The sequence below is a fragment of the Streptomyces sp. NPDC006332 genome, from assembly GCF_040612855.1.
GTDB lineage: Bacteria > Actinomycetota > Actinomycetes > Streptomycetales > Streptomycetaceae > Streptomyces.
This window is the reverse complement of record NZ_JBEXRA010000046.1, coordinates 18,498-45,138: the sequence shown is the minus strand read 5'-3', so window position 1 is coordinate 45,138 and position 26,641 is coordinate 18,498. Positions and strand designations below refer to the sequence as shown.

General features: G+C 72.4%; 24 protein-coding genes and 1 pseudogene. 13 read left to right on the top strand and 12 right to left on the bottom strand.

Going from position 1 to position 26,641, the window contains the following annotated elements; translation table 11 throughout:
* Positions 1-178 precede the first annotated feature (178 nt).
* The 4 genes from aspA to ABZ027_RS32300 all read left to right on the top strand — a co-directional run bounded on the left by aspA (position 179) and on the right by ABZ027_RS32300 (position 5,466).
* The gene (aspA, locus tag ABZ027_RS32315) at positions 179-1,591 is read left to right on the top strand and encodes an aspartate ammonia-lyase (RefSeq protein ID WP_356774513.1); all 1,413 of its coding nucleotides are present in this window, start codon (positions 179-181) and stop codon (positions 1,589-1,591) included.
* 55 nt (positions 1,592-1,646) lie between these two features.
* Complete coding sequence (locus ABZ027_RS32310; RefSeq protein ID WP_356774511.1) at positions 1,647-2,579, top strand: glutaminase; 933 nt, start codon at positions 1,647-1,649, stop codon at positions 2,577-2,579.
* Between the two features lie 110 nt (positions 2,580-2,689).
* The gene (gene mptB, locus ABZ027_RS32305; protein WP_356774575.1) at positions 2,690-4,078 is read left to right on the top strand and encodes a polyprenol phosphomannose-dependent alpha 1,6 mannosyltransferase MptB; all 1,389 of its coding nucleotides are present in this window, start codon (positions 2,690-2,692) and stop codon (positions 4,076-4,078) included.
* Positions 4,075-5,466, top strand: a complete 1,392-nt coding sequence (locus tag ABZ027_RS32300; RefSeq protein ID WP_356774509.1) for a glycosyltransferase 87 family protein — start codon at positions 4,075-4,077, stop codon at positions 5,464-5,466. The genes mptB and ABZ027_RS32300 overlap by 4 nt, the downstream gene beginning before the upstream one ends.
* Positions 5,467-5,477: 11 nt before the next feature.
* Here the strand turns inward: ABZ027_RS32300 and ABZ027_RS32295 are convergent.
* The 3 genes and pseudogenes from ABZ027_RS32295 to ABZ027_RS32285 form a co-directional block, all read right to left on the bottom strand.
* Positions 5,478-6,158 (bottom strand): annotated as a pseudogene (locus tag ABZ027_RS32295) (serine hydrolase); the annotation flags it as partial.
* Positions 6,159-6,462: 304 nt separating this feature from the next.
* Complete coding sequence (gene rho, locus ABZ027_RS32290; RefSeq protein WP_356774507.1) at positions 6,463-7,644, bottom strand: transcription termination factor Rho; 1,182 nt, start codon at positions 7,642-7,644, stop codon at positions 6,463-6,465.
* Between the two features lie 409 nt (positions 7,645-8,053).
* Complete coding sequence (locus ABZ027_RS32285; protein ID WP_356774505.1) at positions 8,054-8,452, bottom strand: nuclear transport factor 2 family protein; 399 nt, start codon at positions 8,450-8,452, stop codon at positions 8,054-8,056.
* 69 nt (positions 8,453-8,521) lie between these two features.
* Between ABZ027_RS32285 and ABZ027_RS32280 the strand changes: the two genes are divergently transcribed.
* Both ABZ027_RS32280 and ABZ027_RS32275 read left to right on the top strand, forming a co-directional pair.
* On the top strand, positions 8,522-9,082 hold the full coding sequence (locus tag ABZ027_RS32280) for a PadR family transcriptional regulator (protein WP_356774503.1): 561 nt from the start codon (positions 8,522-8,524) through the stop codon (positions 9,080-9,082).
* A 5-nt stretch (positions 9,083-9,087) separates the two neighbouring features.
* Positions 9,088-9,813, top strand: coding sequence for a class I SAM-dependent methyltransferase (locus tag ABZ027_RS32275; protein WP_356774501.1), 726 nt, complete (start codon positions 9,088-9,090; stop codon positions 9,811-9,813).
* A 97-nt stretch (positions 9,814-9,910) separates the two neighbouring features.
* On the opposite strand, the gene ABZ027_RS32270 is transcribed toward ABZ027_RS32275, so the two are convergent.
* The 5 genes from ABZ027_RS32270 to ABZ027_RS32250 form a co-directional block, all read right to left on the bottom strand.
* Positions 9,911-11,077, bottom strand: coding sequence for a serine hydrolase domain-containing protein (locus tag ABZ027_RS32270; RefSeq protein ID WP_356774499.1), 1,167 nt, complete (start codon positions 11,075-11,077; stop codon positions 9,911-9,913).
* A 91-nt stretch (positions 11,078-11,168) separates the two neighbouring features.
* Positions 11,169-12,137, bottom strand: coding sequence for an acetylxylan esterase (locus ABZ027_RS32265; protein ID WP_356774497.1), 969 nt, complete (start codon positions 12,135-12,137; stop codon positions 11,169-11,171).
* Positions 12,138-12,273: 136 nt separating this feature from the next.
* Positions 12,274-12,855: a hypothetical protein gene (locus ABZ027_RS32260; protein WP_356774495.1), complete on the bottom strand. Its 582-nt coding sequence runs from the start codon at positions 12,853-12,855 to the stop codon at positions 12,274-12,276.
* Positions 12,856-13,032: 177 nt separating this feature from the next.
* Positions 13,033-13,773 carry a ferredoxin reductase gene (locus ABZ027_RS32255; protein ID WP_356774573.1) on the bottom strand — a complete coding sequence of 247 codons (741 nt, stop codon included), beginning with the start codon at positions 13,771-13,773 and terminating at the stop codon, positions 13,033-13,035.
* A gap of 49 nt (positions 13,774-13,822) precedes the next feature.
* A complete protein-coding gene (locus tag ABZ027_RS32250) occupies positions 13,823-14,428 on the bottom strand; it encodes a sulfite oxidase-like oxidoreductase (protein ID WP_356774493.1) in 606 nt (201 codons plus the stop codon).
* 236 nt (positions 14,429-14,664) lie between these two features.
* On the opposite strand from ABZ027_RS32250, the gene ABZ027_RS32245 reads away from it, so the two are divergent.
* Entirely contained in the window at positions 14,665-15,591 is a 927-nt protein-coding gene (locus ABZ027_RS32245) for an NADP-dependent oxidoreductase (RefSeq protein WP_356774491.1), read from the top strand.
* Positions 15,588-16,316 carry a GNAT family N-acetyltransferase gene (locus tag ABZ027_RS32240; RefSeq protein WP_356774489.1) on the top strand — a complete coding sequence of 243 codons (729 nt, stop codon included), beginning with the start codon at positions 15,588-15,590 and terminating at the stop codon, positions 16,314-16,316. The genes ABZ027_RS32245 and ABZ027_RS32240 overlap by 4 nt, the downstream gene beginning before the upstream one ends.
* 31 nt (positions 16,317-16,347) lie before the next feature.
* Here ABZ027_RS32240 and ABZ027_RS32235 read toward each other — a convergent pair whose 3' ends face one another.
* A complete protein-coding gene (locus ABZ027_RS32235) occupies positions 16,348-16,749 on the bottom strand; it encodes a MarR family winged helix-turn-helix transcriptional regulator (protein ID WP_356774571.1) in 402 nt (133 codons plus the stop codon).
* Between the two features lie 285 nt (positions 16,750-17,034).
* Between ABZ027_RS32235 and ABZ027_RS32230 the strand changes: the two genes are divergently transcribed.
* The gene (locus ABZ027_RS32230) at positions 17,035-17,844 is read left to right on the top strand and encodes a putative protein N(5)-glutamine methyltransferase (protein ID WP_356774487.1); all 810 of its coding nucleotides are present in this window, start codon (positions 17,035-17,037) and stop codon (positions 17,842-17,844) included.
* A gap of 109 nt (positions 17,845-17,953) precedes the next feature.
* Here ABZ027_RS32230 and ABZ027_RS32225 read toward each other — a convergent pair whose 3' ends face one another.
* Together ABZ027_RS32225 and ABZ027_RS32220 are read right to left on the bottom strand one after the other, a co-directional pair.
* Positions 17,954-18,679, bottom strand: a complete 726-nt coding sequence (locus tag ABZ027_RS32225) for a hypothetical protein (protein WP_356774485.1) — start codon at positions 18,677-18,679, stop codon at positions 17,954-17,956.
* Between the two features lie 154 nt (positions 18,680-18,833).
* A complete protein-coding gene (locus ABZ027_RS32220; RefSeq protein WP_356774569.1) occupies positions 18,834-20,825 on the bottom strand; it encodes a SpoIIE family protein phosphatase in 1,992 nt (663 codons plus the stop codon).
* 355 nt (positions 20,826-21,180) lie between these two features.
* Between ABZ027_RS32220 and ABZ027_RS32215 the strand changes: the two genes are divergently transcribed.
* On the top strand, positions 21,181-22,056 hold the full coding sequence (locus ABZ027_RS32215; protein WP_356774483.1) for a hypothetical protein: 876 nt from the start codon (positions 21,181-21,183) through the stop codon (positions 22,054-22,056).
* A 234-nt stretch (positions 22,057-22,290) separates the two neighbouring features.
* Positions 22,291-23,523, top strand: a complete 1,233-nt coding sequence (locus ABZ027_RS32210; protein ID WP_356774481.1) for a cation:proton antiporter — start codon at positions 22,291-22,293, stop codon at positions 23,521-23,523.
* A gap of 127 nt (positions 23,524-23,650) precedes the next feature.
* On the opposite strand, the gene ABZ027_RS32205 is transcribed toward ABZ027_RS32210, so the two are convergent.
* The gene (locus ABZ027_RS32205; protein ID WP_356774479.1) at positions 23,651-23,875 is read right to left on the bottom strand and encodes a hypothetical protein; all 225 of its coding nucleotides are present in this window, start codon (positions 23,873-23,875) and stop codon (positions 23,651-23,653) included.
* A 221-nt stretch (positions 23,876-24,096) separates the two neighbouring features.
* On the opposite strand from ABZ027_RS32205, the gene ABZ027_RS32200 reads away from it, so the two are divergent.
* Both ABZ027_RS32200 and ABZ027_RS32195 read left to right on the top strand, forming a co-directional pair.
* Positions 24,097-24,465: a hypothetical protein gene (locus ABZ027_RS32200; protein WP_356774477.1), complete on the top strand. Its 369-nt coding sequence runs from the start codon at positions 24,097-24,099 to the stop codon at positions 24,463-24,465.
* A 138-nt stretch (positions 24,466-24,603) separates the two neighbouring features.
* Entirely contained in the window at positions 24,604-26,619 is a 2,016-nt protein-coding gene (locus ABZ027_RS32195; protein WP_356774475.1) for an NADPH-dependent 2,4-dienoyl-CoA reductase, read from the top strand.
* Positions 26,620-26,641 lie beyond the last annotated feature (22 nt).

The following is a 26,641-nucleotide window of genomic DNA, read 5'->3' as shown; positions in this document are numbered from 1 at the left end:
CTGACGTCCGCGTGTGCCTGACGACAGACCGGCAGAGCGACGTAAAGGGTGCTGTGTCCGGCCGGCCGCGGCGGTGCTGTGGCTGGTCGCGCAGTTCCCCGCGCCCCTTTGGGGCGCCGGCCTGAGCGCCTGTCGGTACGGCGCCCCTCACCCTCGCAGAAAGAGGAACTGCACCCTCATGACCACTGAAGCCACCCGCAGCGAACACGACCTGCTGGGCGACCGTCACGTCCCCGCGGAGGCGTACTGGGGCATCCACACCCTGCGCGCCACCGAGAACTTCCCCATCACCGGCACCCCGATCTCCGCCTACCCGCACCTGATCGACGCCCTCGCCGCCGTCAAGGAGGCCGCCGCACGGGCCAACGAGGAGCTCGGGCTGCTGGGCCCGCGGAAGACCGCCGCGATCGCGGAGGCCTGCCGTGAGATACGCGACGGCAAGCTGCACGACCAGTTCGTCGTCGACGTCATCCAGGGCGGCGCCGGCACCTCGACCAACATGAACGCCAACGAGGTCGTCGCCAACCGAGCCTTGGAGCTGCTCGGCCACGCCAAGGGGGAGTACGAGCACCTGCACCCCAACGAGGACGTCAACCTCGGTCAGTCGACCAATGACGTCTACCCGACCGCCGTCAAGATCGCGACGGTCTTCGCGGTACGTGGACTGCTCGACGCGATGTCCGTCCTCGAGGACGCGTTCGCCCGTAAGGCCGTCGAGTTCCATGACGTGCTCAAGATGGGCCGCACACAGCTGCAGGACGCGGTGCCGATGACGCTCGGTCAGGAGTTCTCCGCGTACGCCGTCATGATCGACGAGGACCGCAGCCGTCTCGCCGAGGCCGTCGAGCTGATCCATGAGATCAACCTGGGCGCCACCGCGATCGGGACGGGGCTGAACGCGCCCGCCGGGTACGCCGAGTCGGCCCGCCGCCACCTCTCGGAGATCACCGGACTGAAGCTGGTCACCGCGGCCAACCTGGTCGAAGCCACCCAGGACTGCGGCGCGTTCGTCCAGATGTCCGGCGTGCTCAAGCGGATCGCGGTCAAGCTCTCCAAGAGCTGCAACGACCTGCGCCTGCTGTCGTCCGGCCCCCGCGCGGGGCTCGGCGAGATCAACCTGCCGCCGGTGCAGGCCGGTTCGAGCATCATGCCCGGCAAGGTCAACCCGGTGATCCCCGAGGTCGTCAACCAGGTCGCCTTCGAGGTGATCGGCAACGACGTCACCATCACGATGGCGGCCGAGGCCGGACAGCTCCAGCTCAACGCCTTCGAGCCGATCATCCTGCACTCCCTGTCGGAGTCGCTCACCCACCTCCGCGCGGCCTGCCTCACCCTCGCCGAACGCTGCGTGGACGGCATCACCGCCAACACCGAGGCGCTGCGCGCGAGCGTGGAGAACTCCATCGGCCTGGTGACCGCCCTCAACCCGCACATCGGGTACACCGCCGCCACCGACATCGCCAAGGAGGCCCTGGCAACCGGCCGCGGAGTCGCCGAACTCGTCCTGGAGAAGGGACTGTTGCCGGCCGCGACCCTCGCCGACCTGCTGCGCCCGGAGATCCTTGCCGGCACCGGCGGGCGGCAGGCCTGAGCCGGGCACCGCACAGGACTTTCGAAACACCCCCTAGGACCGGCCCGGAGGCACAATGGCGATCATGACTTCGTCCATGACCTTCCAGCCGGTCCTGGAGCGCATCGCCGCCGAGATCGAACGGACCCCCGGCGTCGGCCGCCCCGCCGACTACATCCCGGCGCTCGCGGCACGCGACCCGCGCAGCTTCGGCATGGCAGTGGCGGAGCTGGACGGCACGGTGTACGGGGTGGGGGACTGGCGGGAACCGTTCTCCACGCAGTCCCTCACCAAAGTCTTCACCCTCGCGCTCGACCTGGCCCGCGAGGGCGACGAACTCTGGGAGCACGTGGGTCGCGAGCCCTCCGGCAACCCCTTCAACTCCCTGGTCCAGCTGGAGTACGAGAACGGCATCCCGCGCAACCCGTTCATCAACGCGGGCGCCCTCGTCGTCACCGACCGCCTCCACACCCGCACCGGGGACGCGGCCGGCGAACTGCGGGCCTTCCTGCGCTCGGAGTCCGGCAACCCGGCCCTGGACTTCGACCGGGAGGTCGCCGCCTCCGAGTCCGCGCACGGCGACCGCAACGCGGCGCTGGCCCACTTCATGGCGGCCTACGGCAACATCGGCAATCCGATCCCGGTCCTGCTCGACCAGTACTTCCGGCAGTGCTCGATCACCGCGTCCTGCGCCGACCTCGCACGGGCCACCACGTTCCTGGCCCGGCACGGTCTGCGCGCCGACGGCACCCGGCTGCTCACCCAGAGCCAGGCCAAGCAGGTCAACGCGGTGATGCTGACCTGTGGAACGTACGACGCGGCGGGTGACTTCGCCTACCGCGTCGGCCTGCCCGGCAAGAGCGGGGTGGGCGGCGGCATCATCGCGGTCGTCCCGGGCCGCTGCACGCTGTGCGTGTGGAGCCCGGGACTGGACGAGCGGGGCAACTCGGTGGCCGGGGTCGCCGCCCTGGACCGTTTCACCACTCTGACGGGAGTGTCGGTGTTCTGAGCCGGCGCGTCATCGGTGCCTCACGTGCCGGTCACACGCAGGCCCCCGACCGGAGAGCGGCAGGTCGCTTTCCGGCCACCCGACGTTGACACGCTGCCCGAGTGTTGGCCTTGGCTTTTCCCGTCGATCTCCGCCGCTGTCAGGTACTCGGCCTGGTCGGGACCACCTTCCTCGCGGCGGGAGGTGAGAGCGCCGGAGCGCTGCCCGTGCGGGAGCTGCTCGCCCCGTCCTCCGCGCACGCCGCGCTCGGCCTGGTCGGCGCGTACTTCGGCGTCGTCCTGCTGATCGCGGCCTGGGTGCTGCTGGGGCGGCTGATCCGGGGACCCGAGCCGCCCGGCCCGCGCGCCCTGATGGCTGTCCTGGTGATCTGGGCGGCGCCACTGCTGCTCGCGCCGCCGCTGTTCAGCCGCGACGTGTACAGCTACCTCGCACAGGGCGCCATGGTCGACGCGCACATGGACGTCTACGCGCACGGGCCCGCCCGGCTCGGCGGTCCGCTCGCCGCCGAGGTCTCCCCGCTTTGGCGGCACACCGGAGCGCCGTACGGCCCGGTCTTCCTCGGTGTGGCGTCCGCCCTGTCCGGTCTGACCCGGGGCGAACTCCCCGCCGGTCTCTTCGGGATGAGGCTCGTCGCGCTGCTCGGCGTCGGACTGATGGCGGCCGCGCTGCCCCGGCTCGCCCGGCACAGCGGCGCCGACCCGGCCGCCGCGCTCTGGCTCGGCGCCCTCAACCCGCTGGTCCTGCTGCACCTGGTCGCCGGCGCCCACAACGACGCCATCATGCTCGGCCTGCTCGGCTTCGGCCTGGTCGCGGCACTGGGCCGGTGGCCGGTCCTGGGCGCCGTACTCGTCACCCTCGCCGCGCTGGTCAAGGCACCCGCCGCGCTCGGGCTGGTCGCGGTCGTCGTCCTGCAGGTACGCGCGGGCGCCGACCGGACGAGGGCCGTGGTCACGACCGTGGTCGCGGCGACGGTCACCACGGTCGCCGCGACCACGGCCGCCGGCACGGGGTACGGCTGGCTGCGCGCCCTCGACACGCCCGTCTCCTCGCAGAACTGGGCCCTGACCAGCCTGCTCGGACGCGCCACGGGAGCGCTGCTGGAACGCCTCGGCAGCGACCTGGCACCCCTGGCCGTCCCCGTCTGGCACGCCGTGGGCATGGTGGCCGCCGTGGTCTCCGTCCTCGTCATATGGCTGCGGCTGCGTCCTCGGCCGGTGTACGCGCTGGGCCTGAGCCTGGCGGCGGTGGCCGCCTTCGGGCCCGCGATCCGCCCCTGGTACGCCCTGTGGGGGCTGTTCCTCATCGCCGCGGCCGCACCCAGTTCCTCGGTACGGCACCGGGTGGCCGCCGTGACGGGGGTGCTCGCGCTCGCCGCCCTGCCCAGTGGCGGCCCGGTCGGCACCGGGCAACTGGCCCTCGCGGTGCTGGGCGGCGTGCTCGCCGTGATCGTCCTGTTCCAGGCCCACCAGGCGGAACTGGCGCCGGGGCGCACGGCATGACAGCGTCCCGCACCGACCGCGGACGGCTGCTGCTCCTGCTGGCCCTCGCCGTCACCGTGACGGTGTTCACCGCGACCGTGCCGCTGCTGCGCGACTGGTTCGACCTGCGCGTGTACCACGGGGCCATCGACCACTGGATCCACCACGGCGGCCGGATCTACGACTACCGGGTGCCCGGGACACCGTACGGCTTCACCTACCCGCCGTTCGCCGCCGTGGCCATGCTGCCGATGGCGCTGCTCGGCCTGCACACGGCGATCGCCGTGGCCCTGCTGCTCAATCTGGCGGCCCTGGCCGTGGTGCTGCGGATCCTCACCGGACCGGCCTGGCGGCGCTACGGCTGGTACGGCTGCGCCCTGGGCGCCTGTCTGCTCGCGCTCTTCGAACCGCTGCGCGACACCTTCAGTTTCGGCCAGGTCAACCTCCTGCTGCTGGCCCTCGTGCTGACCGATTGCATGCTGCTGGCGACCGGCCGGCAGCGGTGGGCCGGGGTCGGGATCGGTCTCGCCGCCGCGATCAAGCTGACGCCCGCGCTCTTCATCGTCCTGCTGCTGCTCGCCGGCCGGCGACGGGAAGCGGCCCGCGCCACGGCCGTCGCCGCCGCAGCGACCGCGTTCGCCGCCTGCGTGGCCCCGGACGCCTCCCGCTACTACTGGACGGACGCGATGTGGGACACGACCCGGGTGGGCCGCCTGGACTACGTCTCGAACCAGTCCCTGCAAGGGATCCTGGCCCGGCTCGGCGTAACGGACCGCGCGGTGTGGGCGGCGGCGGTGCTGCTGGTGCTGTGCGTGTGGGCGATCCGGAGCCGGCGGGCGGTGGCGTCGGGGGAGTGGCCGACGGCGTTCGCGCTCACCGGCCTCACCGCGTGCCTGGTCAGCCCGATCACCTGGGTCCACCACCTGGTCTGGCTGCTGCCGTCCTTCGTGGTCCTGGTCCGCGCCGGGCACCCGCGGGTCGCGGGCGCACTCTACGCCGTGCTGTGCACCAGCGTGGTCTGGCTGTGGTTCGACGACGCGTCCGGTATCGACGGGTTCCTCGGCAGCAACGCCTACACGTGGATCACGCTCGGACTGCTGCTGTGGCTCCCGGTCGGTCAGTTCCGCTCCGTACGGCCGAGGGCGAGCCGCAGCACCAGTACGACGGCACCGACACCGAGGGCGACGGCACCCGCGAACGCCATCCTGTCCGGCCATCCGGGTCCACCGTCCCCCACCGTCGGCGCGGCGGCGGGCAGCGCGGTCGTGGGCGGCGCGGTCGGTCCTGGGCGAGGCCGCGCCCGGAGCGCGTCGAGCGATCCCACCGGGTCGACCCGTCCGGCGGCGGCGAAGCCCCAGTCGAGCAGCGCCCGGGCCTCCTCGTACACGGCGAAGCGCCCGCCCGACTGAGGGTTCAGTACCGTCACGACCAGCGTGCGCCCGCCGCGGCGGGCGGCGGCGACGAGTGTGTTGCCGGCGTGGCTGGTGTAGCCGTTCTTGACGCCGATGATCCCCCGGTACGGCCGCACCCCGTCCGCGCCGCTCAGCAGCCGGTTGGTGTTGCGGATCGGGAACGACCGTCCGCCACCGGCCGGGAAAAGGGCGGTGGCGGTGCCGCAGTACCACGCGAACTCCGGATCGCGCAGCCCCGCCCGGCCGAAGACGGCCAGGTCGTACGCCGAGGACACCTGGCCCGGTGCGTCGTACCCGTCCGGCGACACCACCCAGGTGTCACGGGCCCCGAGGGCGCGGGCCGTGGCCCGCATCCGGGCGGACGTGGAACCCCAGCCCCCGCTCAGCTCGGCCAGCACGTGCACGGCGTCGTTGCCCGAGTCGAGGAAGACCCCGCGCCACAGGTCGGACACCCGATAGGTGTGCCCCGGTACGACCCCGACCAGGCTGCTGCCGGCTCCGATCCCGGCCAGCTCCCGCGCGCGGACCGTGTGCCGCAGGTCGCCCGGGAGGGACGGCAGCACGGTGAGCGCGAACAGGGTCTTCAGGGTGCTGGCGGGCGGCAGCCCGCGGTGCGCGTCGTGCGCGGCGAGCACCTCGCCGGAGTGGACGTCGGCGACCAGCCACGCCAGCGCGGAGACGTTCGGCATCCTCGGGGCGCCGGCGTGCCTGCGGACGTGGGTGCCGGAGCGGTACAGCAGGGCGGGCGGCGGGGCCACGGTGCGGGAGCCGTCCGGTGCGCCGGGACTCGCGCCGCCGCGAGCCGTCGCGGTGGCGGGCGCGAGCGCGAGCAGGCCCGCCACGCAGATCGCGCAGACGGACACAGGAGTCCGGGAAGTAAATGCGATCGTCATACTGTCAACGTAGGAATGTGCCCACCGAACCCGGCGCTGCCAGGCCGAGCGGTGCTTGCGAGCACCCGGATGCCGCACCCGGCTTGACGTCACGTCATCGTCAGCCGTTCTGCAGGGTCGGCTGGATCCTGCGCAGGAACGTCGCGTTGTCCGGGGTCTCGCGCATCCGCTCCAGCAGGGTCTCCAGGTTGGTCTGGCCGTCCCGGCTCTGCAGGGCGCGGCGCAGGCCCCGCACGGTCGCCAACTCGGCCGGGGACAGGAGGAGTTCCTCGCGGCGGGTGCCGGACGGGTTGATGTCGACGGCCGGGAAGACCCGACGGGAGGCGAGGTCACGGCTGAGGCGCAGCTCCATGTTGCCGGTGCTCTTGAGCTCCTCGAAGTAGAAGTCGTCGGCGCGGGAGCCGGTCTCCACCAGGGCGGTGGCGAGGATGGTGAGGGAGCCGCCCTCCTCGATCGTCCGGGCGGCGCCGAAGAACCGCTTGGGGCCGATGAGCGCGGTCGCGTCGACGCCGCCGCTGAGGGTGCGGCCACCGGCGGCGGCCGCGTTGTTGTGGGCCCTGCACAGCCGGGTGAGGGAGTCGAGGAGGATGACGACGTCCTCGCCCGCCTCGACGAGCCGCTTGGCCCGCTCGATCACCAGCTCGGCGAGGGCGATGTGCTGCTTGGGTGTCTTGTCGAAGGTCGAGGCGTACACCTCGCCGCGCACGCAGCGCCGCATGTCGGTGACTTCCTCGGGACGTTCGTCGAGCAGCACCACCATCAGCCGGGCCTCGGGGTGGTTGCCGGCGACGGCGGCCGCGATCTGCTGGAGCAGGACCGTCTTGCCGGTCTTGGGCGGCGCGACGACGAGTCCGCGCTGGCCCTTGCCGACGGGGGCGAGCAGGTCGGCGACGCGACCGGTCAGCCCGGCCGCCGGGTGTTCGAGGCGGAGCCGCTCGCGGGGGTGCAGCGGAGTCAGGTCACGGAAGTGGCGGCGGCCGCGCTGCTCCTCGGGCGTACGCCCGTTGACCCGGGCGACCTCGGTCAGGGCGCGCTGGGTGCCGCGTACGCCGTCGACGAGGTCTCCCTTGCGCAGGCCGTACCGGCGGATCAGCGGGGCGGGGACCTGGAGGTCGGAGGGCGAGGGCAGCAGGTCCGGGGACCGCAGGTGCCCCTTCCCGTTGGCGTCGATGTCGAGGACGCCGGTGGCGACCCGGGCCGGGAGCTGCCGCTCCGCGGGAGGGTGTTCGAGTGTGGTGGTCATGAGGGGTGGTCCTTTCACGGACGGAGGTGCATGAGGCATGCGAAGGAAGGAAGGGGCGACACCGCGAGGGAGGCGGACGCAGAACACGCCTCGGCGGCGGGGAACAACACCTCGGGTACGGCTGTGCGGCCTCGACGAGGTGGTGTGGAGAAGTCGATGTGGCGACCGGTGAATCGGCGGGCCGTTCGACTGTCTGAGGAGAACTGGCACCGGCGCCCGGACAACGGGCGTACACAAGTGCTAGCCGTACTGTAGCACGCGCTGACGCGGTCACCTCTGTGAGATGGCGCTCAGCGGGCGGAGGGCGGGCCGTGCCGCAGGGAGCGGGGAAGCTCGGGCGGCAGCGGTCCGGGTGCCTCGCCGGGGGCGGGGTTCGGCCCCGGCGAGTTGAGCCCTGGATGGAACTCGGAGATGTACAACGGGAGTTCAGGTAGTGCGGTGGGACTACTCAGCCGATTCGGGCCTGCGCCGCCTCGGTGATCTGCTCGAACTGGGCGCCCATGGCCGCGGACAGGGCCTGGGCCCCCGACAGCGGTCGGACCATGACAGTGAACTCGTCGATCAGGCCGTTCTCGTCGAGGTGGATGAAGTCGCAGCCGTCGATCTCACGCCCGTCCACCGTCGCTGAGAAGACCAACGCGTGGTCGCGGCCGTCCGTGCCGTTCAGCTCCCGCACATAGCGGAAGTCCGCGAAGACCCGCGCGACACCGCGCAGGATCGCCGCGGTGATGGCCTTGCCGACGTACGGCTTGAACACGACGGGACTGGTGAAGACCACGTTCTCGGCCAACAGCGCCTCGGCGGCATCGAGGTCGCCTGCCTCGATCGCCTCGCGGAATGCGCGCACCGGATCCTCCATAGTCAAATAGTTGAGTAGGTGCGTAGTAGATTAATCACCTCCTGCTAGCGTGTCCACATGTCGTTGAAGTACGCCGTGCTGGCCGCCCTGCTGGAGGGTGAGGCCTCGGGCTACGAGCTGTCCAAGGTGTTCGACGTGTCCCTTGCGAACTTCTGGCCGGCCACGCCCCAGCAGCTCTACCGGGAACTGGAGCGCCTGGCGCAGGACGGGCTGGTCGAGGCCCGGGTGGTGCGGCAGGAACGCCGGCCCAACAAGCGGATGTTCACGCTGACCGCGACCGGTCGGCGGGAGCTGGCCGACTTCTCCGTGGAGCCGGTCCGGCGCCCCACGGCCCTTCGAGACGAACTGATGATCAAGATCCAGGCCATGGACGGTACCGACCCGCGGGCGACCCGCGCCCTGGTCGAGGAGCGCATGGCATGGGCCCGCGGAAAGCTCGGCCGCTACGAACGTCTACGCGAACGCCTCCTCGCCGGACGTACCGAGGAGGAGCACCTGCGGGACGCCGAGCGCGTCGGCCCGTATCTCACGCTCGCAGCGGGCATCGGCTTCGAGACGGAGAACGTGCGCTGGTGCGAGCGCGCGCTGACGATCCTCGACCAGCGCGCCACGAGGTGACGCGGATGTTCAGCCCCGAAGGCCCCCGACTGCGCGAACTCGCGGTACAGGCCCTGTCGTCCGTCGAACGCGGCTACGACCTGCTCGCCCCGAAGTTCGACCACACCCCGTTCCGCACCCCCGACTCGGTGCTCGACGCCGCCGCGTCGGCACTGCGCCGTCTCGGACCCTTCGACACCGGGCTCGACCTGTGCTGCGGGACCGGCGCCGGGGTCGGCGTGCTGGCGCGGGTGTGCCGGCACCGGGTGACCGGGGTCGACTTCAGCGCCGGCATGCTCGCGGTGGCCCGGGAGCGGGTGCGGCCCGCCGGTCCGCGTGTCTCCTGGGTGCGCGCGGACGCCCGGGCGCTGCCGTTCGGGCCCGCCTTCGATCTCGTCGTGAGCTTCGGAGCGTTCGGACACTTCCTGCCGCGCGAACTGCCGGGCCTGTTCGCGCAGGTCCACTCGGTGCTGCGGCCGGGCGGCGCCTTCGCCTTCCCCGTCGTCGCCCCGCCCCGGCCGGCCTCCGGCGCCTACTGGATGCTGCTCGCCTTCGACGCGGTGATGCGGGTGCGCAACGCGGTGTGGCGACCGCCGTTCGTCATGTACTACCGGGCCTTCCGGATGGCCGACGTACGACGGGAGTTGGAGCGCGCGGGATTCCGGGTCGAGCTCCAGCCGCTGCCCGAGTTCGGGCGGCGACGGGACGGCAGCCCACGCCTGCGGATGGTCGTGGCCCGTCGGGTGCCGTAGCCGATCAGACACCAGACGGACGGACGGTCATGCCCGAGCGCGCAATGCGTGCCGCGACCAAGCTCCCGAGCGCGTGCCCTGTCCCGTGCCGGGCCGGTCACAACGCGCTGTACAGGGAGCCCACGAGGGCCATTTTCCGCGGGTCGTCGGCGATATGGGGCCCCATGCGGTTCATCACGTACCCCAGGGACACCCCGGCGTCCGGATCCGCCAGACCGCAGGAGCCGCCGAAGCCGTCATGGCCGACAGCGCGTGGGTTGGGCCCGTACGAACCGTTCGGCCCGCTCAGCCACAGACCGAGCCCGACCTCTGTCTCGCTCTCGAAACCGGCGCCCAGCACCAGGTCCCGGCAGCTGCCCTGCCCCTCGCGTACCCGCTCGGCCGCCTCGGGGGACAGGACGCGACGACCGCCGTACACGCCCCTGCCCGCGACAATTCCGTAGAGCGCGGCGACGGCCCGCGCGGTGCCGTGGCCGTTGAGGGCCGGGAGCTCGGCGGCCCGCCACTCGGGCGAGTTGGCTGCGGCCGCGTCGAGCCCGGGGTTGGTCAGGGCCGCGAGCGCGGCGGGCGCCAACTGGCTGAAGACCGCCGCCTGTTCGCTGCTCGCCGCGACGGGCGGCTGCACCAGCTCGGCTGCGCGCCCCGCCTCCTGTTCCGGCAGCCCGATGGTGAAGTCGATCCCGAGCGGGCCGGTCACCTCCCGTCGCAGGAACGCGCCGGGCAGCAGTCCCGAGACCCGCCGTACCACCTCCCCGACCAGGAAGCCGTAGGTCATCGCGTGGTACCCCGAGCGGGTCCCCGGCTCCCACCAGGGCTCTGTCGCGGCGAGGCGCTTCGTGGTCAGTTCCCAGTCGTACAGCTGGGCGAGCGAGTGCGGCTCACGCAGGCCGGACAGCCCGGCATGGTGCGACAGCAGATGACGGACGAGGACCTTCTCCTTGCCGGCCGCGGCGAACTCGGGCCAGTACGTGGCCACCGGCGCCTCGAGATCGAGCAGGCCTCGGTCGGCGAGGACGTGGGCGCACAGGGCGACTGGTCCCTTCGTCGTCGACCACACGTTGACCAGCGTGTCGCGCTCCCAGGGGCGGGTCCCCGCGGCGTCGGCCCGACCGCCCCACAGGTCCACCACGGTCTCGCCGTCGGCCAGGACGGTGACCGCGGCGCCGAGCTCCCCGCGGTCACGGAAGTTCTCCTCGAACGCGGTGCGCACCGCGGCGAAGCGTTCGTCGCAGTGGCCGTGCACCTCGTAAGCACGCTGGGACATGGACCCTCCGTCGTCCGCCGGGGACTCCGGCCCGCTGCGGCGCGGACCGGGTGTCCCGAACATACCGACTGGTCGGACTGGAGGGAAGGTCTCAGGCGAACGACCGCAGCCAGCGCATCCTGGCCGCGTCCTGGTAGGGACCGCCGCCCTCGTGGTCGTTGAACTCGTACACCTCGATCGCCTTCTCGTCGTGCGCCCAGGCGTGGAAGGCCGCGAACACGGTGGAGGGCGGGCAGGTCTGGTCCTCCAGGGCGGCGGAGAACAGCGCCGGGGCCTGGGCACGCTCCGCGAAGTGCACGCCGTCGAAGTAGGAGAGGGTGCGCATGACGTCCTCGGTGTGGCCGCGGTGCGTCTTGAGGTACAGGCCGATCTCGCGGTAAGGGGGACGGTCCGTCACTTTCGCCGCGCGCGGGTAGTCGCACAGGAACGGCACGTCGGGCGCGACCGCCGCGAGGCCCGGAACCAGGCCGCCCACCGCGATCGAGATGCCGCCGCCCTGACTGGCGCCGAGGACGACCGTGCGCGCGGGGTCGGCCAGCGGGTGCGAACGGGCCGCCTCCACCGCCCGCACCCCGTCCGTGAACACCCGGCGGAAGTAGTAGTTCTCGGGGGCGTCGATGCCCCTGGTCATGAAACCGGGGTAGGCGGGGCCCCCGCCCACCGGGTCCGGGGTGCCGCCACCGCCGCCCCAGGCGCTGCCCTGGCCGCGGGTGTCCATCACGAAGTGCGCCCGGCCCGTCGACGCCCACAGCAGGTGCTCGTGCGGCAGTCCGCGCCCGCCGCCGTACCCGATGAACTCCACGATCACCGGAATGGGCGCGGAGACCTCGGCGGGGATCGTGAACCAGCCCTTCACCGAGTGGCCGCCGAACCCGGCGAACGTCACGTCGTACACCTTCACCGTGGACAGACCCGTGTCGACGAACTCGAAGCGGGCGTCCAGGTCGTACGACCGGGCCTCGTCGAGCGTCTTGGACCAGAACGTGTCGAAGTCCGCGGGCGCGGTCGACGCGCTGCGGTACTCCCGGAGTTCGTCGAGGGGAAGGTCGAACAGGGCCATGGGGGACCGCCTTTTGTGAAGAGTGAGTGCGGATGATCACACCGTACGTGCGTGGCAGGACGCCTCGCCAGATCATTACCGTCGGTAGCACCTGGGTGACGCCGGCGGGTGCGGCGTCACGAGGCGGCGTGATGGGTCAGGCCTTGCGGTGTGTCCACTGCGGCTCGGTCCGGGCCCAGTCCCGTTCCCACTCGGCCATCCTGCGTCGGGCGGCGGCGCCGCGGACCGCGGAGTGACCGAGGAGTACGACGGCGGCCGCGCCGCCCGCGGCGCATCCGCCGATGGCCAGGGTGTGCTGCCAGACCGTGGTCTCGTCCGCCGGCGGGGGGACGCTCCGGCCGTGGGAGTCGAACCACACCTTGACCGTCTCCCCGCGGTGTGTGCCCGCCGGGACGGCGGCGGTCGCCGTCCGGGGCCCGCTCCCGGGCTCGGTCCAGCGCACGCTCACCCGGTACGTGTGCTCCCGGCCGCTCACCGACGGCAGCGCGTCGGGAGTCCTGCCGATGACTTTCGCGCGTACCTGATGACGTTCGGCACGCTGTGCCACGGCGACCGCGCGCGCCGTGTCATGGGCCCACCAGCCCGCGACCGCTCCGGCCAGCGGCGCGCCCAGGAAGAGCAGCACCGCGACGGCCAGAACCGTCCAGGCCTCCACCATGTCCGACCGGCGCCGCAACGGATTGCGCCGCCAGCGCCAGCCGCGCGCCCGGGTTCGCATGTCGACCTCCGCACCGCGCACACCTGCGAGTGCCCACACGGATCCAGTATCCCTCCATCGGCAAGGAGCGGCCCGCCCACGGACCGCCGGTTCCCAGTGCCCAGCGGGGACCCGGCGAAACGGCCGGGCGGGGCGGAGGGAGGGGAACCGGCCGGGAGGCGTCCACCCCCGCGTCCGTCAGCCGAAGCGTTCGATCCGGATGCGGTCCACGGGCTGACCGGCCGCGACAAGGAGCCGTGAGGCGTGTTCGGCGAAGGCGTTGGATCCGCAAACATAGGCCTCCCACCCACCAGGAGGCTGCTCAGCCAGGAGGGGCGCCACATGTGCGGCCGACATACGTCCCACCGGCACACCCGGCGGCGCGCTCCGCGTGAACACCGGCGTCGTCTCCGTTCCCAGCTCCCGCGCGTAGATGAGGTCCTCGGGGCTGCGGGCCGACACCAGCATCCGCAACGGCACGGACAGGCCGCGCGAGCGGTGATGCCGCACCATCGACATCAGCGGTACGACCCCGGAGCCGGCGCCGATCAACAGCGCGGGCCGGTCCCCGGGCCAGGCGAAGAAGCCGCTCAGCGGGCCGCGCAGCTCGACCTCGTCGCCGGGCTCGGCCACCGAGTGGAACCAGCCGGAGACCTCGCCGTCCTCGACATGGTCGAGGGTCAGCTCGATGTGCCCGGAGTCCTCGGGCGGGGACGCGATCGAATAGTGCCGCTGGGCCACATAGCCGTCCTCGGCGGTCAGCCGCAGCATCAGGTGCTGGCCCGGCAGATGCCCCGCCCAGGCGGGCACGGCGAAGCGGAACGTGGCCGCCTGCGGGGTCTCGCGTCGGATCTCGGTGAGCGTGGCGGTCTGCCACACCGCTGCGGTCTGCTCGCTCACGGCGATCCGCCCAGGCACCGCGAAGCGGCTCGGCGGCACGAAGGCGGACGAAGCGTGGGAGGCGGGGGAGGTGGGGGAGGTGGTCGTCTCAGTCACCGGAGTACCGCTGCTCCTCCCACGGGTTGCCGCGCGCGTGGTAGCCGTTCTGTTCCCAGAAGCCCGGCTCGTCGTGGTCGAGGAGACGCAGGCCCGCGATCCACTTGGCGCTCTTCCAGAAGTAGAGGTGCGGCACCAACAGCCGGGCCGGCCCGCCGTGTTCGGAGGGCAGCGGCTTCCCGTCGTACTCCCAGGCGAGCCAGGCCCGCCCACCGGTGAGGTCGGCGAGCGGGAGGCTCGTGGTGTAGCCGGTGTGGGAGTAGGCGACGGCATGTGTGGCGGACCCATGGGGCCCCACCACAGCCAGGAACGCGTCCAACGACACGCCCCCGAACCGGACGCCGAACTTCGACCAGCCCGTCACACAGTGGATGTCACCCTCGTAGGCGGAGACCGGCAGCGCGTGTGCCTCGTCCCAGTCCCAGGTACGCGGTCGCTCCACCAGCCCGTCGACGCGGAAGGTCCAGTCGCACGGCGCCAGCTCGGGTGTGACCTCGGCGGACAGGACGGGCCAGTCGTCGCCCGCGTCGTACTGGCCGGGCGGCAGTCCCGGATTGTCGACGCGGGCGCGTCCGGTGAAGCCTCGGGTGACGTTCATACGGTTCCAGCGGGACAGAAGTTATTGCTGACGCGTTCAACCGTACGTGCCCGCCGGACCTGCCCCGGCCACCGCCCGCCCCGGGATCGTGACGGCCCTGTGAACTCTCCGGCGCCCCGGGAATAGCGCGGTGTCGATCTCCCTTGCCGACTGTTGCAGCGCCCGGTGGCCCGTACGAGCGTCCGGTGGCTGGTACGACACCATGGTCCCGGCGACAGCGAAGGAGAGTGGGAGCAGTGCCCAAGGCGTACGTGTTCACGCGGTACGGCGGCCCGGAGGTCGAGGCTTTCGCCGAGGTGGAGCGGCCCGTCCCCGGCCCCGGCCAGATCCTGGTCGCGGTGCGTGCCGCGGGCGTGAACCCGGTCGACTGGAAGCAGCGCACCGGCTACCGCCGCCCCGGTGAGAGCGGCGAGCGGGAGTTCCCGGCCGTGTTCGGCAACGAGGTCGCCGGGCTCGTCGAGGCGATCGGCGACGGCGTCGCCCAGTTCGCGGTCGGCGACGAGGTCTTCGGCAACACGGTGGCCGGAGGGTACGCCGAGTACGCCCTGCTGCCCGCCGGGGTCTGCGCCCACAAGCCGGCCCAGCTGTCCTTCGCCCGCGCGGCGACCCTGCCCGTCGCCGCCGCGACGGCCTACGACGGCGTCCACCAGCTCGACCTGCCCGCCGGGGCGACTCTGCTGGTCACCGGTGCGGGCGGCGGGGTCGGCGCGGCGGCCGTCCAGATCGCCCGCGCCGTCGGACTGAGCGTCGTCGGCGTCGCGAGCGAGGGCAAGAAGGACTTCGTCGAGGCGCTCGGAGCCGTGCACGTGCCGTCCGGCCCGGGCTGGGCCGAGCGGGTGCGGGCGGCGGCGCCCGACGGTGTCGACGCGGTCTACGACCTCGTGGGCGGCGAGGTGCTGGCCGACGCGGCCCGGCTGATCACCGACCCGGCCCGGCTGATCACGGCCGGAGCCCAGGCCGAGGAGGCGCAGCGGTACGGCGGCGCCCGCGTGGCCCGGAAACGCAACGCGGCCGTCCTGGAGGCGGTGGCCCAGCTCGTGGTGAACGGCGAGCTCGACCCGCACGTCACCCGGACCTTCCCCCTCGACCGGGCCGGCGAGGCCCTGCGCACGGTCGAGGACGGCCACGCCCGCGGCAAGGTCGTCATCGAGGTCGCCCGATGAGCACGGACACCACCCCGCACGTCCTCGACAGCCCCGCACACGCCGCGCTGACCGGCCCGCACGCCCACTTCGCCGAGCGGCGGGGCCGGGTGGTGCGCTATCCCGTCGACGTCACGCCGTGGCTGGCCCTTCCCGACGACCCGGACCCCGACGACTGGGCGGACGCCGCGACACTCGTGGGTCCCGGCAACGACGTCCCGCTGCTCGGATTCCAGGGACGGATCCCCGACGGCTGGGAGGTCACGTTCCAGGTCGAGGGCGTGCAGTTCGTCGACGACGGACTGGCCGCGGCCCCGGACCCGGAGGCGGTGCTGCTCGGACCGGCCGACGTGCCCGAGATGCTCGACCTGGTCGCCCGCACCCAGCCCGGCCCCTTCCTGCCGCGCACCATAGAACTCGGCACCTACCTGGGCATACGGCGAGAGGGCGCCCTCGTCGCCATGGCGGGGGAACGGCTGCACCCTCCCGGCTGGACCGAGATCAGCGCCGTCTGCACCGACCCCGCGGCCCGCGGCGAGGGCTTGGCGACCCGGCTGATCCTGGCTGTCGCCCACGGCATCCGGGAGCGCGGTGAGACCCCGTTCCTGCACACCGGCGCCGGCAACACCAACGCCATCCGGCTCTACGAGTCACTGGGCTTCCGGCTGCGCCGCACCACGGCGTTCGGGGCGGCCAGGGCGCCGCAACGGCTGCCGGACCGACCCGCGGCCGTGCCGGTGGCGTAGCGCGACGGGCCGGGTCCCGGGGCCGGGGCGTTCAGTCGCCTTCGGTCCCCGTGCCGGGCCACGCGTTGTAGCGGACCAGGCAGGCGGCGAACCGTTCGAGGTCGTCCCGTGTCCAGTCCGCGAGCCGCTCCCGGACGGCGGCCCGCCGGCTGACGGTGACCTCGGCGAGGATGCCCCGGCCCGCCTCCGTCAGATGCAGGAGCTGTACGCGGTGGTCCTCCGGGTCCCGGCGTCGCTCGACGAGCCCGGCACGCTGCAGGGCGGTCACCTGGCGGCTGACGGTGGACTTGTCCAGCGCGTAGTGGGCGGCCAGATCGGTGGCACGGCAGCCGCCGCTCTCCTCCAGGTGCCCGAGCAGGGTGTACGACACCAGGGACAGCTGGGGATGCATGCGCCCGGCGGATGCCCGGGCCCGGCGGGCGAACGCGGTCATCTCGCGCTGGATGGTCTCCACCGCCGCCTCGGTTCCGTTCACGGCACCTCCCTCACCCGTGAGTACTGGTTGTATAGTACAACTTGATCGGGTGCGCGCCGGGCGGGGCGGGCCGTTGGGGTAGTGTGACCGTTCGGTCGGGGGTGGTCCCGGCCAACCGCGTCGAGGAGGTGAGACCCATTACCGCTGTGTCAGCTCGGGTGCTCTCCCCTCGAAACGGCGCGGATCACCGCCGTTAGGTGACCGCGGGAGCACCTCACGGCTCCCGAAAGGCTTTCGGCTTCCATGCCTCCTCTGTCTCCGCTCACCCCGCCCTCCTCCTCCCCGTCGTCCCGTGCCCGGGTCGTCGCCGCACTGCGTGCCGCCGGTTGTGTCTTCGCCGAGGACGAGGCGGAGCTGATCCTGGCCGCCGCCGACACCCCGGACGAACTGGCGGATCTCGTGGACCGCCGGGTCGCCGGCCTGCCCCTCGAACAGGTGCTGGGATGGGCCGAGTTCCGCGGACTGCGCGTCGCGGTGGAACCCGGCGTCTTCGTACCGCGTCGTCGAACCGAGTTCCTCGTCGAGCGGGCCCTCGCCCACGTCCCGGACGCGTCCGTCGTCGTGGACCTGTGCTGCGGCTCGGGCGCGGTCGGCGCCGCGCTGGCCGCCGGACTCGGCCCCGTGGAACTGCACGCGGCCGACCTCGACCCGGCGGCGGTGCGCTGTGCCCGCCGCAATGTCCGCGCGGCCGGCGGCCGGGTCCACACCGGCGACCTGTTCGAGGCGCTGCCCGGCGACCTGCGCGGCCGGGTCGACATCCTCGCGGCCAATGTGCCGTACGTCCCCACCGGCGAGGTCGGGCTGCTGCCCGCCGAGGCACGCGAACACGAGTCGCTGCTCGCCCTCGACGGTGGCGCGGACGGCCTCGACGTCCTGCGCCGGGTCGCGGCACAGGCATCCGGGTGGCTCGCGCCGGGCGGCTGCCTCCTGATCGAGACCAGTGAACGCCAGGCCCCGTCCGCCGTCGAGGCGTTCGAACGCGGCGGCCTCACGGCCAGGCTGGCCGTGTCGGAGGAGTGGTTCGCCCACGTCGTGATCGGAACGACGTCCTGAGAATCGCCGTGGATGACGGGCGGGCCCCTGCGGGTTCGTAGGACGAGCGGGACCTGGCCGGCAGCCCTACGACGACGGGGACGTCAAGCGCGTGCGACGAGGGCGGCCGTCAGGTTCCCGCACCGTTCCCCGAGGGGCTCGGTGTGCGCCCCTCCCGGAAGTCGTGGCCGGGCAGCCTGTCGAGCCAGCCACCGGGGCCCTTGTCCCCCCGGTCGCCGGACAGGGCGTACCGCGCGGTCCTGGTGCCGTCGTCGTCGCGGGTACCGACCAGATACGCCGTGTCGCCCTTCGTCAGGGTGTCGGAGCCGGAGCCACGTCCGGGAAAGACCTTCACGTCGGCGCCCACGGTCCACGTCCACGCGGCTCCGTCCTCGCTCCTGACCGTGACCTGGTCGCCGTCCGCCTTCTCGACGGTGCCCCGCTGCCAGACGCGGACCACCCACTTGCCCGAGTCGCGGTCCTTCACGGTCGCCTCGCCGTGCACCCAGTCGCCGCCGAGTCCGAACCGCGGGCCGTGACCGTGCCGGTCGCCGGGCCCCTCGGGTGAGGGCGACGCGGACGGGGACGCGGTGGCCGCGGGAGGAGCCCCGCTGTCCGAGTCGCCCGAGGTGGCGGCGTACGCGACCGTCCCGCCCAGAGCGAGGACGGCGACCGCGGTGGCCGCCGTGACCCGGGTGGACCGTCGCTGCCACAGTCCGCGCCATCCCGCGTCCCGAGGGCGTTGGGGTTCCGCTCCGCCGGGGCCCGCGAGAACCTCCCAGTCCGGGCCCGCCCCGGAGGGCCGGTCGGGACGCTCGCCGCCCGCGGTGTGTTCCTGGTCCGGATCGTGCGTCACGGTTCACTCCCCTCGGCCACGGTGACGCCGTCCGCGCCACCACGCCTTGCTGTGATTGTCGGACGCGGCCGGTAAGAAACGGGTAATCCGTTCCTGTGGAACGGGGGCTTCCGCCCCACCCGCCCCACCCGCCCCATCCGACCCGGCGAGTGTCTCAGTCCTCCGCCTGCACCCGCGCGATGAGCAGTGCCACGTCGTCGGAGTTGTCCGGCTGGTGCAGGGTGCGCAGCAGCAGGTCGCAGACCTCCTCCAGGGGACGGTGGGGGCCTTCCAGGAGGGCCAGCAGCGCGTTGAGGCGTTCGTCGAGCGGGTGCTGCCGGGTCTCGACGAGACCGTCGGTGTAGAGCACCAGCCGGTCGCCGGGCTCGAGATCGACGGTGGTCGTCGAGAAGGCGACGCCGCCCACGCCGAGCGGCGCGCCGGTGGGCAGGTCCAGCAGCTCCGGCGGACGGCCCGCGCGCAGCCGGGCCGGTGGCAGATGCCCGGCGTTGGCGATCCGGCACTGCCGCAGCTGCGGATCGTGGACGGCGTACACACAGGTGGCGATGGAGCTGTCCAGGCTCTCGGTGATCCGGTCCAGGTGTTCCAGCAGCCGGGCGGGATCGAGGTCGAGGGAGGCCAGGGTGTTCGTGGCGGTACGCAGCCGGCCCATGGTCGCGGCGGCGTTGATGCCGCTGCCCATCACGTCGCCCACGACGAGCGCCGTCTTGCCGCCGTCCAGCGGGATCACGTCGAACCAGTCGCCGCCGACCTCGGCGGTCGAACCCGCCGGCTGATAGCGGGAGGCGACCTCCAGACCGCCGGTGACCGGCGGGTGACTGGGCAGCAGGCTGCGCTGCAGGGTGAGGGCGGTGTCGCGGGCGTTCTGGTACCACCGAGCGTTGTCGATCTGCACGGCCGCGCGGGACGCCAGCTCCCGGGCCAGCACCAGATCGTCCTCGCCGAACGGCAGTGGGTTGCGGGTGCGCTTGAGATCGAGGGAGCCGAGCACTTCGCCGCGGGCGATCAACGGCACGACCAGGTAGGAGTGGACGCCCGCCCGGGCCAGTGACTCGGCCGCCTCCGGGGTGCGGGCGATACGCGGCAGGACCTCGGCGCCGACCTGCGGCACCAGGATCGGCGCGCCGGTGCGCACACACTCGGTGACCAGACGGTCCGGAGCGTATCGGGTGACTCGTCCCGGCGGGTCGGCGGCGGCGAGGGCGTCCGGGGCGCGGTCCGCCTCGACGGCCAGGGTGCGGATCGTGGCCGGCTCGTCAGGGCCGAGGGTGCTGGGCCTGCCCTGGACGACCGCTTCCAGCAGGTCCACCGCGGCGATGTCGGCGAGTTCCGGCACGGCCACGTCGGCCAGCTCCCGCGAGGTGCGCTCCAGGTCCAACGTGGTGCCGATCCGGGCGGATGCGTCGGCGACGAGGGCCAGGCGTCGCCGGGCGGCCTCCGTCTCGACGGCCGCCCGGTGCTGTTCGGTGACGTCGACGACCGAGACGGCCACCCCCAGCACATGGGCCAGCGAGTCCTCCAGCCGGTACAGGGAGATCGTCCAGGCGTGTTCCTGGTCCGGGTCGGCCGGCGTGAGGCCGGACACCTGCTGGTCGACGGCCGGCCGCCCCGTCTCCAGTACCCGCAGGGCGGCCGACTCCAGGGCGTCGACGTCGACCTGCGGCAGCACCTGGCGCATCGTGCGCCCGATCTGTTCCTCGGCGGGCAGCCCGTTGATCCGTTCCAGCGCGGGGTTGACGGAGACGTACCGCAGATCGGTGTCCAGGACGGCCAGCCCGATCGGGGACTGCGAGACCATCCGGGCCGACAGCGCCACGTCCTGTTCGAGGCGCCGTACGGTCGACTGGTCGGCGGCGAGCCCCAGGGCGTAGACGTCTCCGTGGTCGTCAAGCAGCCGCATGTTGCGGAACTCCACGAGTCGCGTGCTGCCGTCCTTGCGCCGGACGGGGAAGGCGCCGGCCCAGCCCTGGCCGGTTTCCATCACGTCGGCGAACAGTTTGACGACCAGGTCGACGTGCTGCTCGTGCACCATGATCCGGGCCGCGTACTGGCCGAGCGCCTCCGGAGCGCGGTAGCCGAACAGCTCCTCGGCCTGCGGGCTCCACAGCACGATCCGTCCCTCGGTGTCCAACACCACCGAGGCCATGCCGAGCACGTCGAGCAGTCCGCTCGGCCGCACCGGGGGACGCACCGGCCCGTCGCCCTCCGGCGCGGGGATCCCGGCCCCTCCGGTCGCTCCCATGCCACGCACCGCCTTCGCCCGTCTCCGTGGCACACCGTTCCCCCCGTGCCGACTTCCCTGTTCTATCGCGTTCGACCGACACCGCGTCGCCGAAGTCGGCTTCTTCCACCATCCCTCAACACGGAGGACCGTCCGGTGGGCGACCGCGGAGGTGGCCAGGCCGACAGCCACTGTTCCCATATTGGTCTGTACATGACCATCTTATCGGGCCAGACTGTCCGCCGAACCCGCCCCACCCCCCACCGAGGAGTCGTCACCCATGCCCCTGCGCGCCCGGCGCCGCCGTCGCACGTTACTCGCCGCACTCGTCTCCCTGACCGCCGCGACCCTGCTGGCCTCCGCTCCGCCGGCCTCCGCCGCCGACACCTGGACCGAGGTGGGCTCCGACCGCGCCGACCCGCTGACCGAGAGTCAGGGCCTTGCCTCCGTCGAGGTTCCGGCCGGCGCCGCCAACCGGTACACGGGCATCGGCACCATCCCCCTCGCGCTGAGCAGCCGGGGCTGGAACCATGTGGGGGACCCCGACGCCTCGTACGACGGCCATTACATCGAGCCCTACCAGCGGGACTCCGGTACCACGAAGATGTTCCGGGTCCAGTCGCCCGGCGGAACCTGGTCCGAATACGTGCACACGCTCAGCTCCGGGGAGGCGCTGAACAACTCCTGGGCCGCGGTGGCTCCCGACGGCCAGTGGATGCTGTCGGGGGAGTGGGGCACCATGAACCGGCTGCTGGTCTTCCCCACGCCGGGCGTCAACCCGAGCACCTCGCCGTCGGCGAACCTCCCACAGGCATCGACCGTCCGTCTCGACCATGCCGTACGGGACGTGCAGGGCTGTGACTTCGTCAGCGCCACCCGGCTGTTGTGCTCCTCCGACGACCCGGAGGGCAGCCTGTTCGGCCTCACCAAGCCACTGCTCCAGATCGACCTCTCGGCCGCACCGAACGGCACGGCCGATGTCACCGGCCACGTCACCGCGCTGCGGCAACTCCCGCTGCGCAGCTCCTGCTCCGGCACGTTCGAGGCGGAGGGCATCGACTACGACCGCCGCACCGGCACCCTGCGCGTGATCGTCGTGTCACCGGGATTCTGTGTGCTGACGGACAGCAAGACATACCGGCTCACCCGGAGTTGAGCTCTGTCACGCGGTCGGCGGCCGGCCTCCGAAATGAGTGCCGGCACCGATGGCGGCGGGAGCGGGGCGGATGCGACGGTGGCCAGGACCGCCGAGAACGCGGATCCCTGAGGAGCCCTTCAGGACCGGCGATCGACGGCGCCCGCCCGCACCCGGACGAAGGAGAATCCGCATCCACCCCCGTGAAGCGCAGTCCGCCACGCCGCCGACGGGACGGAAGGCGGTGATCTGACCGTGGGACACGCCGACACCCTGCTCGCCATGGGCGGCGCGTTCCTCGCCGCCGCGTTCCTCGCCCGCCTCGGCGGCAAGATCGGGTTGCCGACCATCCCGCTGTTCATGCTCGCCGGCATCCTGCTCGGCCCGCACACCCCGGGCCTGGTGCTGGTGGAGGACGCCCACGACTTCGAGATGCTCTCCGCGCTCGGGCTGGTGCTGCTGCTGTTCTACCTCGGCCTGGAGTTCCACCTCGACGACCTGCGCAGCGGAGGCCGGCGACTGCTGGCGGCGGGCGGGATCTATCTCCTGCTGAACGTCGGCGCGGGCCTCGGCTTCGGGTTCGTGCTGGGCTGGGGCGTGCGGGAGGCGTTGGTGCTCGCCGGTGTCCTCGGTATCTCCTCCTCCGCGATCGTCACCAAGATCCTCATCGACCTGGGCCGCATCGGCCGCCCGGAGACCCGGCTGATCCTGGGCGTGATCGTGGTGGAGGACATCTTCCTGGCCTTGTACCTCGCAGCCCTGCAGCCCGTCATCGGCGGCGCCCAAGGAGTCGGGGAGGTGGCCCTGCAGGCGGGCAAGGCGTTCGCGTTCCTGCTGGCGCTGGCCGCCGCCGCCCGCTACGGCACCCGTCTGGTCGGACGCCTGATCCAGGTCCGCGACGACGAGCTGCTCGTCATCAGCTTCCTCGGCGCCGCGGTCCTGATCGCCGGCGTCTCCGAGGTCCTCGGGGTCGCCGACGCGATCGGAGCCTTCATGGTGGGCCTGATCCTGGCCGGCACCCCCTCCGGGCCGCGGATCCGCGCCCTGGTGCATCCCCTGCGTGACGCCTTCGCCGCCATCTTCTTCTTCGCCTTCGGGTTGTCCATCGACCCCGGCGTCATCGCCTCCGTCGCCGGACCCGTCGCCGCCGCTGCCGCGCTGACCCTCGTCATGAACGTGGTCGCCGGGCTGCTCGTCGCCCGCCTCTACGGCTACGGTGCTGAGCCCGCCGCGGACATCGCCACGACCCTCGTGGCACGCGGGGAGTTCGCGCTGATCCTGGCCGCGATGGCGGCGGGTGCAGGGCTCGACGAACGCCTCGGCCCCTTCATCGCCGGATACGTCCTCGTCCTCGCCGTCCTCGGCCCCGTGGCCGCCGGACGCGCGCACCTGCTCGTCCGGGCGCTGCACCGCGCACGGGCCCCACACCCCGCGGTTCCGGTCGCTCAGGTGCGTGAACCGGTGCCAACCGGCGAGCGGGTCCCCTGAGACCGGGGAGGTCCTGACCACCCTGGCGTCGACGGCACCATGGCCGCCCGCGGCGGGGTGGGCGAGGAGGCCGGTCCGCCCGGCGGCCTCCTCGCCCGGTCGGCGGGTGCGGTGGCCGGACGTGGGGCTACTCGGTGTCCGTGCCGTTCCAGTCGTAGGGGCCGCCGCCGCGCCACTCGATCAGCGCGGGGTCGTCGACGGCCGTGTCCTGTGCGGGCAGGCCTGCCCCGTGCAGGAACTCCAGCACGTCGAAAAGGCTGTACGCGACGCCTGCGCGCTCGCCGCGCACGGTCACCTGCCGCCCTCCGTCCGGCGAAGGCGCGAGCACGATCACGGGCGGGTCCTCGTCCATGACACCACCATGCGCCGAGGCGGGCCGTCACGCAGCTCTGCGGACGCCGAACCGGTACAGCGGGGGCAGATGTCCGGGGATGGGGCCGGTGGGACCGCACCGGATCCCGCAGTCCGCGGTGCTTGCCGGTAGTGCTCCGCCACGGCTGGTGGTTGTCTGGGGGTGGGGCGTCACGTGGAGCGTCCGTGCGCCGCGCCGCCGCCGTGAGAGGAGCGATCACGATGGACGGTCACCGACCGCATCCGGAATCGGTCTCGGTGGAGATCAGCGGGTGCAGCAAGCACGACGCCCGGATCGTGTTCGACGCCCTGTGCGGGTGCTTCGCGTCCGACCGGTGCGCCGAGGACGTGCCCGAGGACCACTCGGAGACCCGGCCGACGGTGTGGCTGGGCACCTTCGACGTCACCGAGGCACACGAGGGCGTCGCCCCCGGCCGACTCTCCTCCTCCGTCGAGGCCGACCTCCAGGGCGGGTACTGGGCGGTCGACCGCTTCCGCACCACCCTGGGATCCCTGTTCTCCGTGCACGACCTGGCCACGGCCTCCGGAGACCAGGAGAAGGAACTGCACGTGCGGCTCGAGAGCAGGTAGCCGGCGCCGAGCGGGCCGTCACCCAGGTGTCGTGACGTGGCCCGTATCACCCCCTCCCGCTTATGCAACTAGTTGCAAAAAGAGCGCGCGGTCCTCTACAACAAGAGGGCACCACAACGCCGCGCACGGAGGGGCCCGATGACCCGTTACCCGCACCTGCTCACCCCGCTCGACCTGGGCTTCACCACGCTGCCCAACCGTGTCCTCATGGGCTCGATGCACGTCGGCCTGGAGGAGGCCGAGCGGGGCTTCGAGCGCATGGCGGCGTTCTACGCGGCCCGGGCACGCGGGGGAGTGGGCCTGATCGTCACCGGCGGCATCGCGCCCAACGAGGAGGGGCGGCCGTACGAGGGCGGCGCCAAGCTCACCACGGACGCGGAGGCCGAGCAGCACGCCGTGATCACGGACGCCGTGCACCGCGAGGGCGGCCGGATCGCGATGCAGATCCTGCACTTCGGCCGGTACGCCTACCACAAGGACCTCGTCGCCCCGAGCCCGCTCCAGGCCCCGATCAGCCCCTTCCCGCCCCGCGAGCTCACCGACGCCGACGTCGAGCGGACCATCGACGACTACGCCCGCGCCGCTCGTCTCGCCCGGCAGGCCGGCTACGACGGCGTCGAGATCATGGGCTCCGAGGGCTACCTGATCAACGAGTTCATCGCCGCGCAGACCAACCAGCGCACCGACCGATGGGGCGGCTCCTACGAGAACCGCATGCGTTTCCCCGTCGAGATCGTCCGCCGGGTCCGCGAGGCGGTCGGCGAGGACTTCATCATCGTCTACCGGCTGTCGATGCTCGACCTGGTACCCGGCGGATCCTCCTTCGACGAGGTCATCACCCTCGCCAAGGCCGTCGAGGCGGTCGGCGCGACCATCATCAACACCGGCATCGGCTGGCACGAGGCCCGTATCCCCACCATCGCGACCTCGGTGCCGCGCGGTGCGTACGCCTGGGTGACCAAGAAGGTCATGGGCGCCGTCTCGATCCCGCTCGTCACGACCAACCGCATCAACACCCCTGAAGTCGCCGAGGAGTTGCTGGCCGACGGCTGCGCGGACATGGTGTCCATGGCCCGCCCGATGCTCGCCGACCCCGACTTCGTCGCCAAGGCCGCGGCCGGCCGGCCCGAGGCCATCAACACCTGCATCGGCTGCAACCAGGCCTGCCTCGACCACACCTTCAACCTCCAGATCACCTCCTGCCTGGTCAACCCGCGCGCCTGCCACGAAACCGAGCTGGTCCTGTCACCGACCAGGCTGCGCAAGCGCGTTGCCGTCGTCGGGGCCGGTCCCGCCGGGCTCGCCTGCGCGGTCAGCGCCGCGGAGCGCGGCCACGAGGTCACCCTCTACGACGCGGCGGGCGAGATCGGCGGTCAGCTCAACGTGGCCCGCAGGGTCCCCGGCAAGCAGGAGTTCGACGAGACGATCCGCTACTTCCGCACCCAACTCGAAGAACACGGCGTGGACGTGCGGTTGAACACCCGCGTCACCGCCGACCAGGTCGCCGGGTACGACGAGGTCGTCGTCGCCACCGGCGTCACCCCGCGCACCCCCGACATCCCCGGCGTCGACCACCCCAGCGTCGTCGGATACCTCGACGTGCTGCGTGACCGGGTGCCCGTCGGCGCCCGCGTCGCCGTCCTCGGCGCGGGCGGCATCGGCTTCGACGTCGCCGAGTACCTGACCGACGGCGGCGACAAGGCGAGCGAGAACCCCCGGACGTACTTCCGTCAGTGGGGCGTGGACATGGACTACCGCACGCCCGGCGGACTCACCGCCCCCGAGCGGCCCGCCCCGCCGCGCACCGTGCACCTGCTCCAGCGCAAGACCGCCAAGGTCGGCGCGGGCCTCGGCAAGACCACCGGCTGGATCCACCGCACCGAGCTCAAACACCGCGGCGTGACCATGGTCCCGGGGGTGCGCTACGACCGTATCGACGACGCCGGACTGCATGTCACCGTCGGCGACGCGAGCACGGTCCTGGAGGTCGACACCGTCGTCCTGTGCACGGGACAGGAGCCGCGCCGCGACCTGTACGACGCGTTGGTCGCCGCGGGTGTCGACGCCCACCTCATCGGCGGCGCCGACGTGGCCGCCGAACTGGACGCCAAGCGCGCGATCAAGCAGGGTACAGAGCTGGCGGCGACGTTGTAGGGCCGTGCGGCGCCGTCCCTAG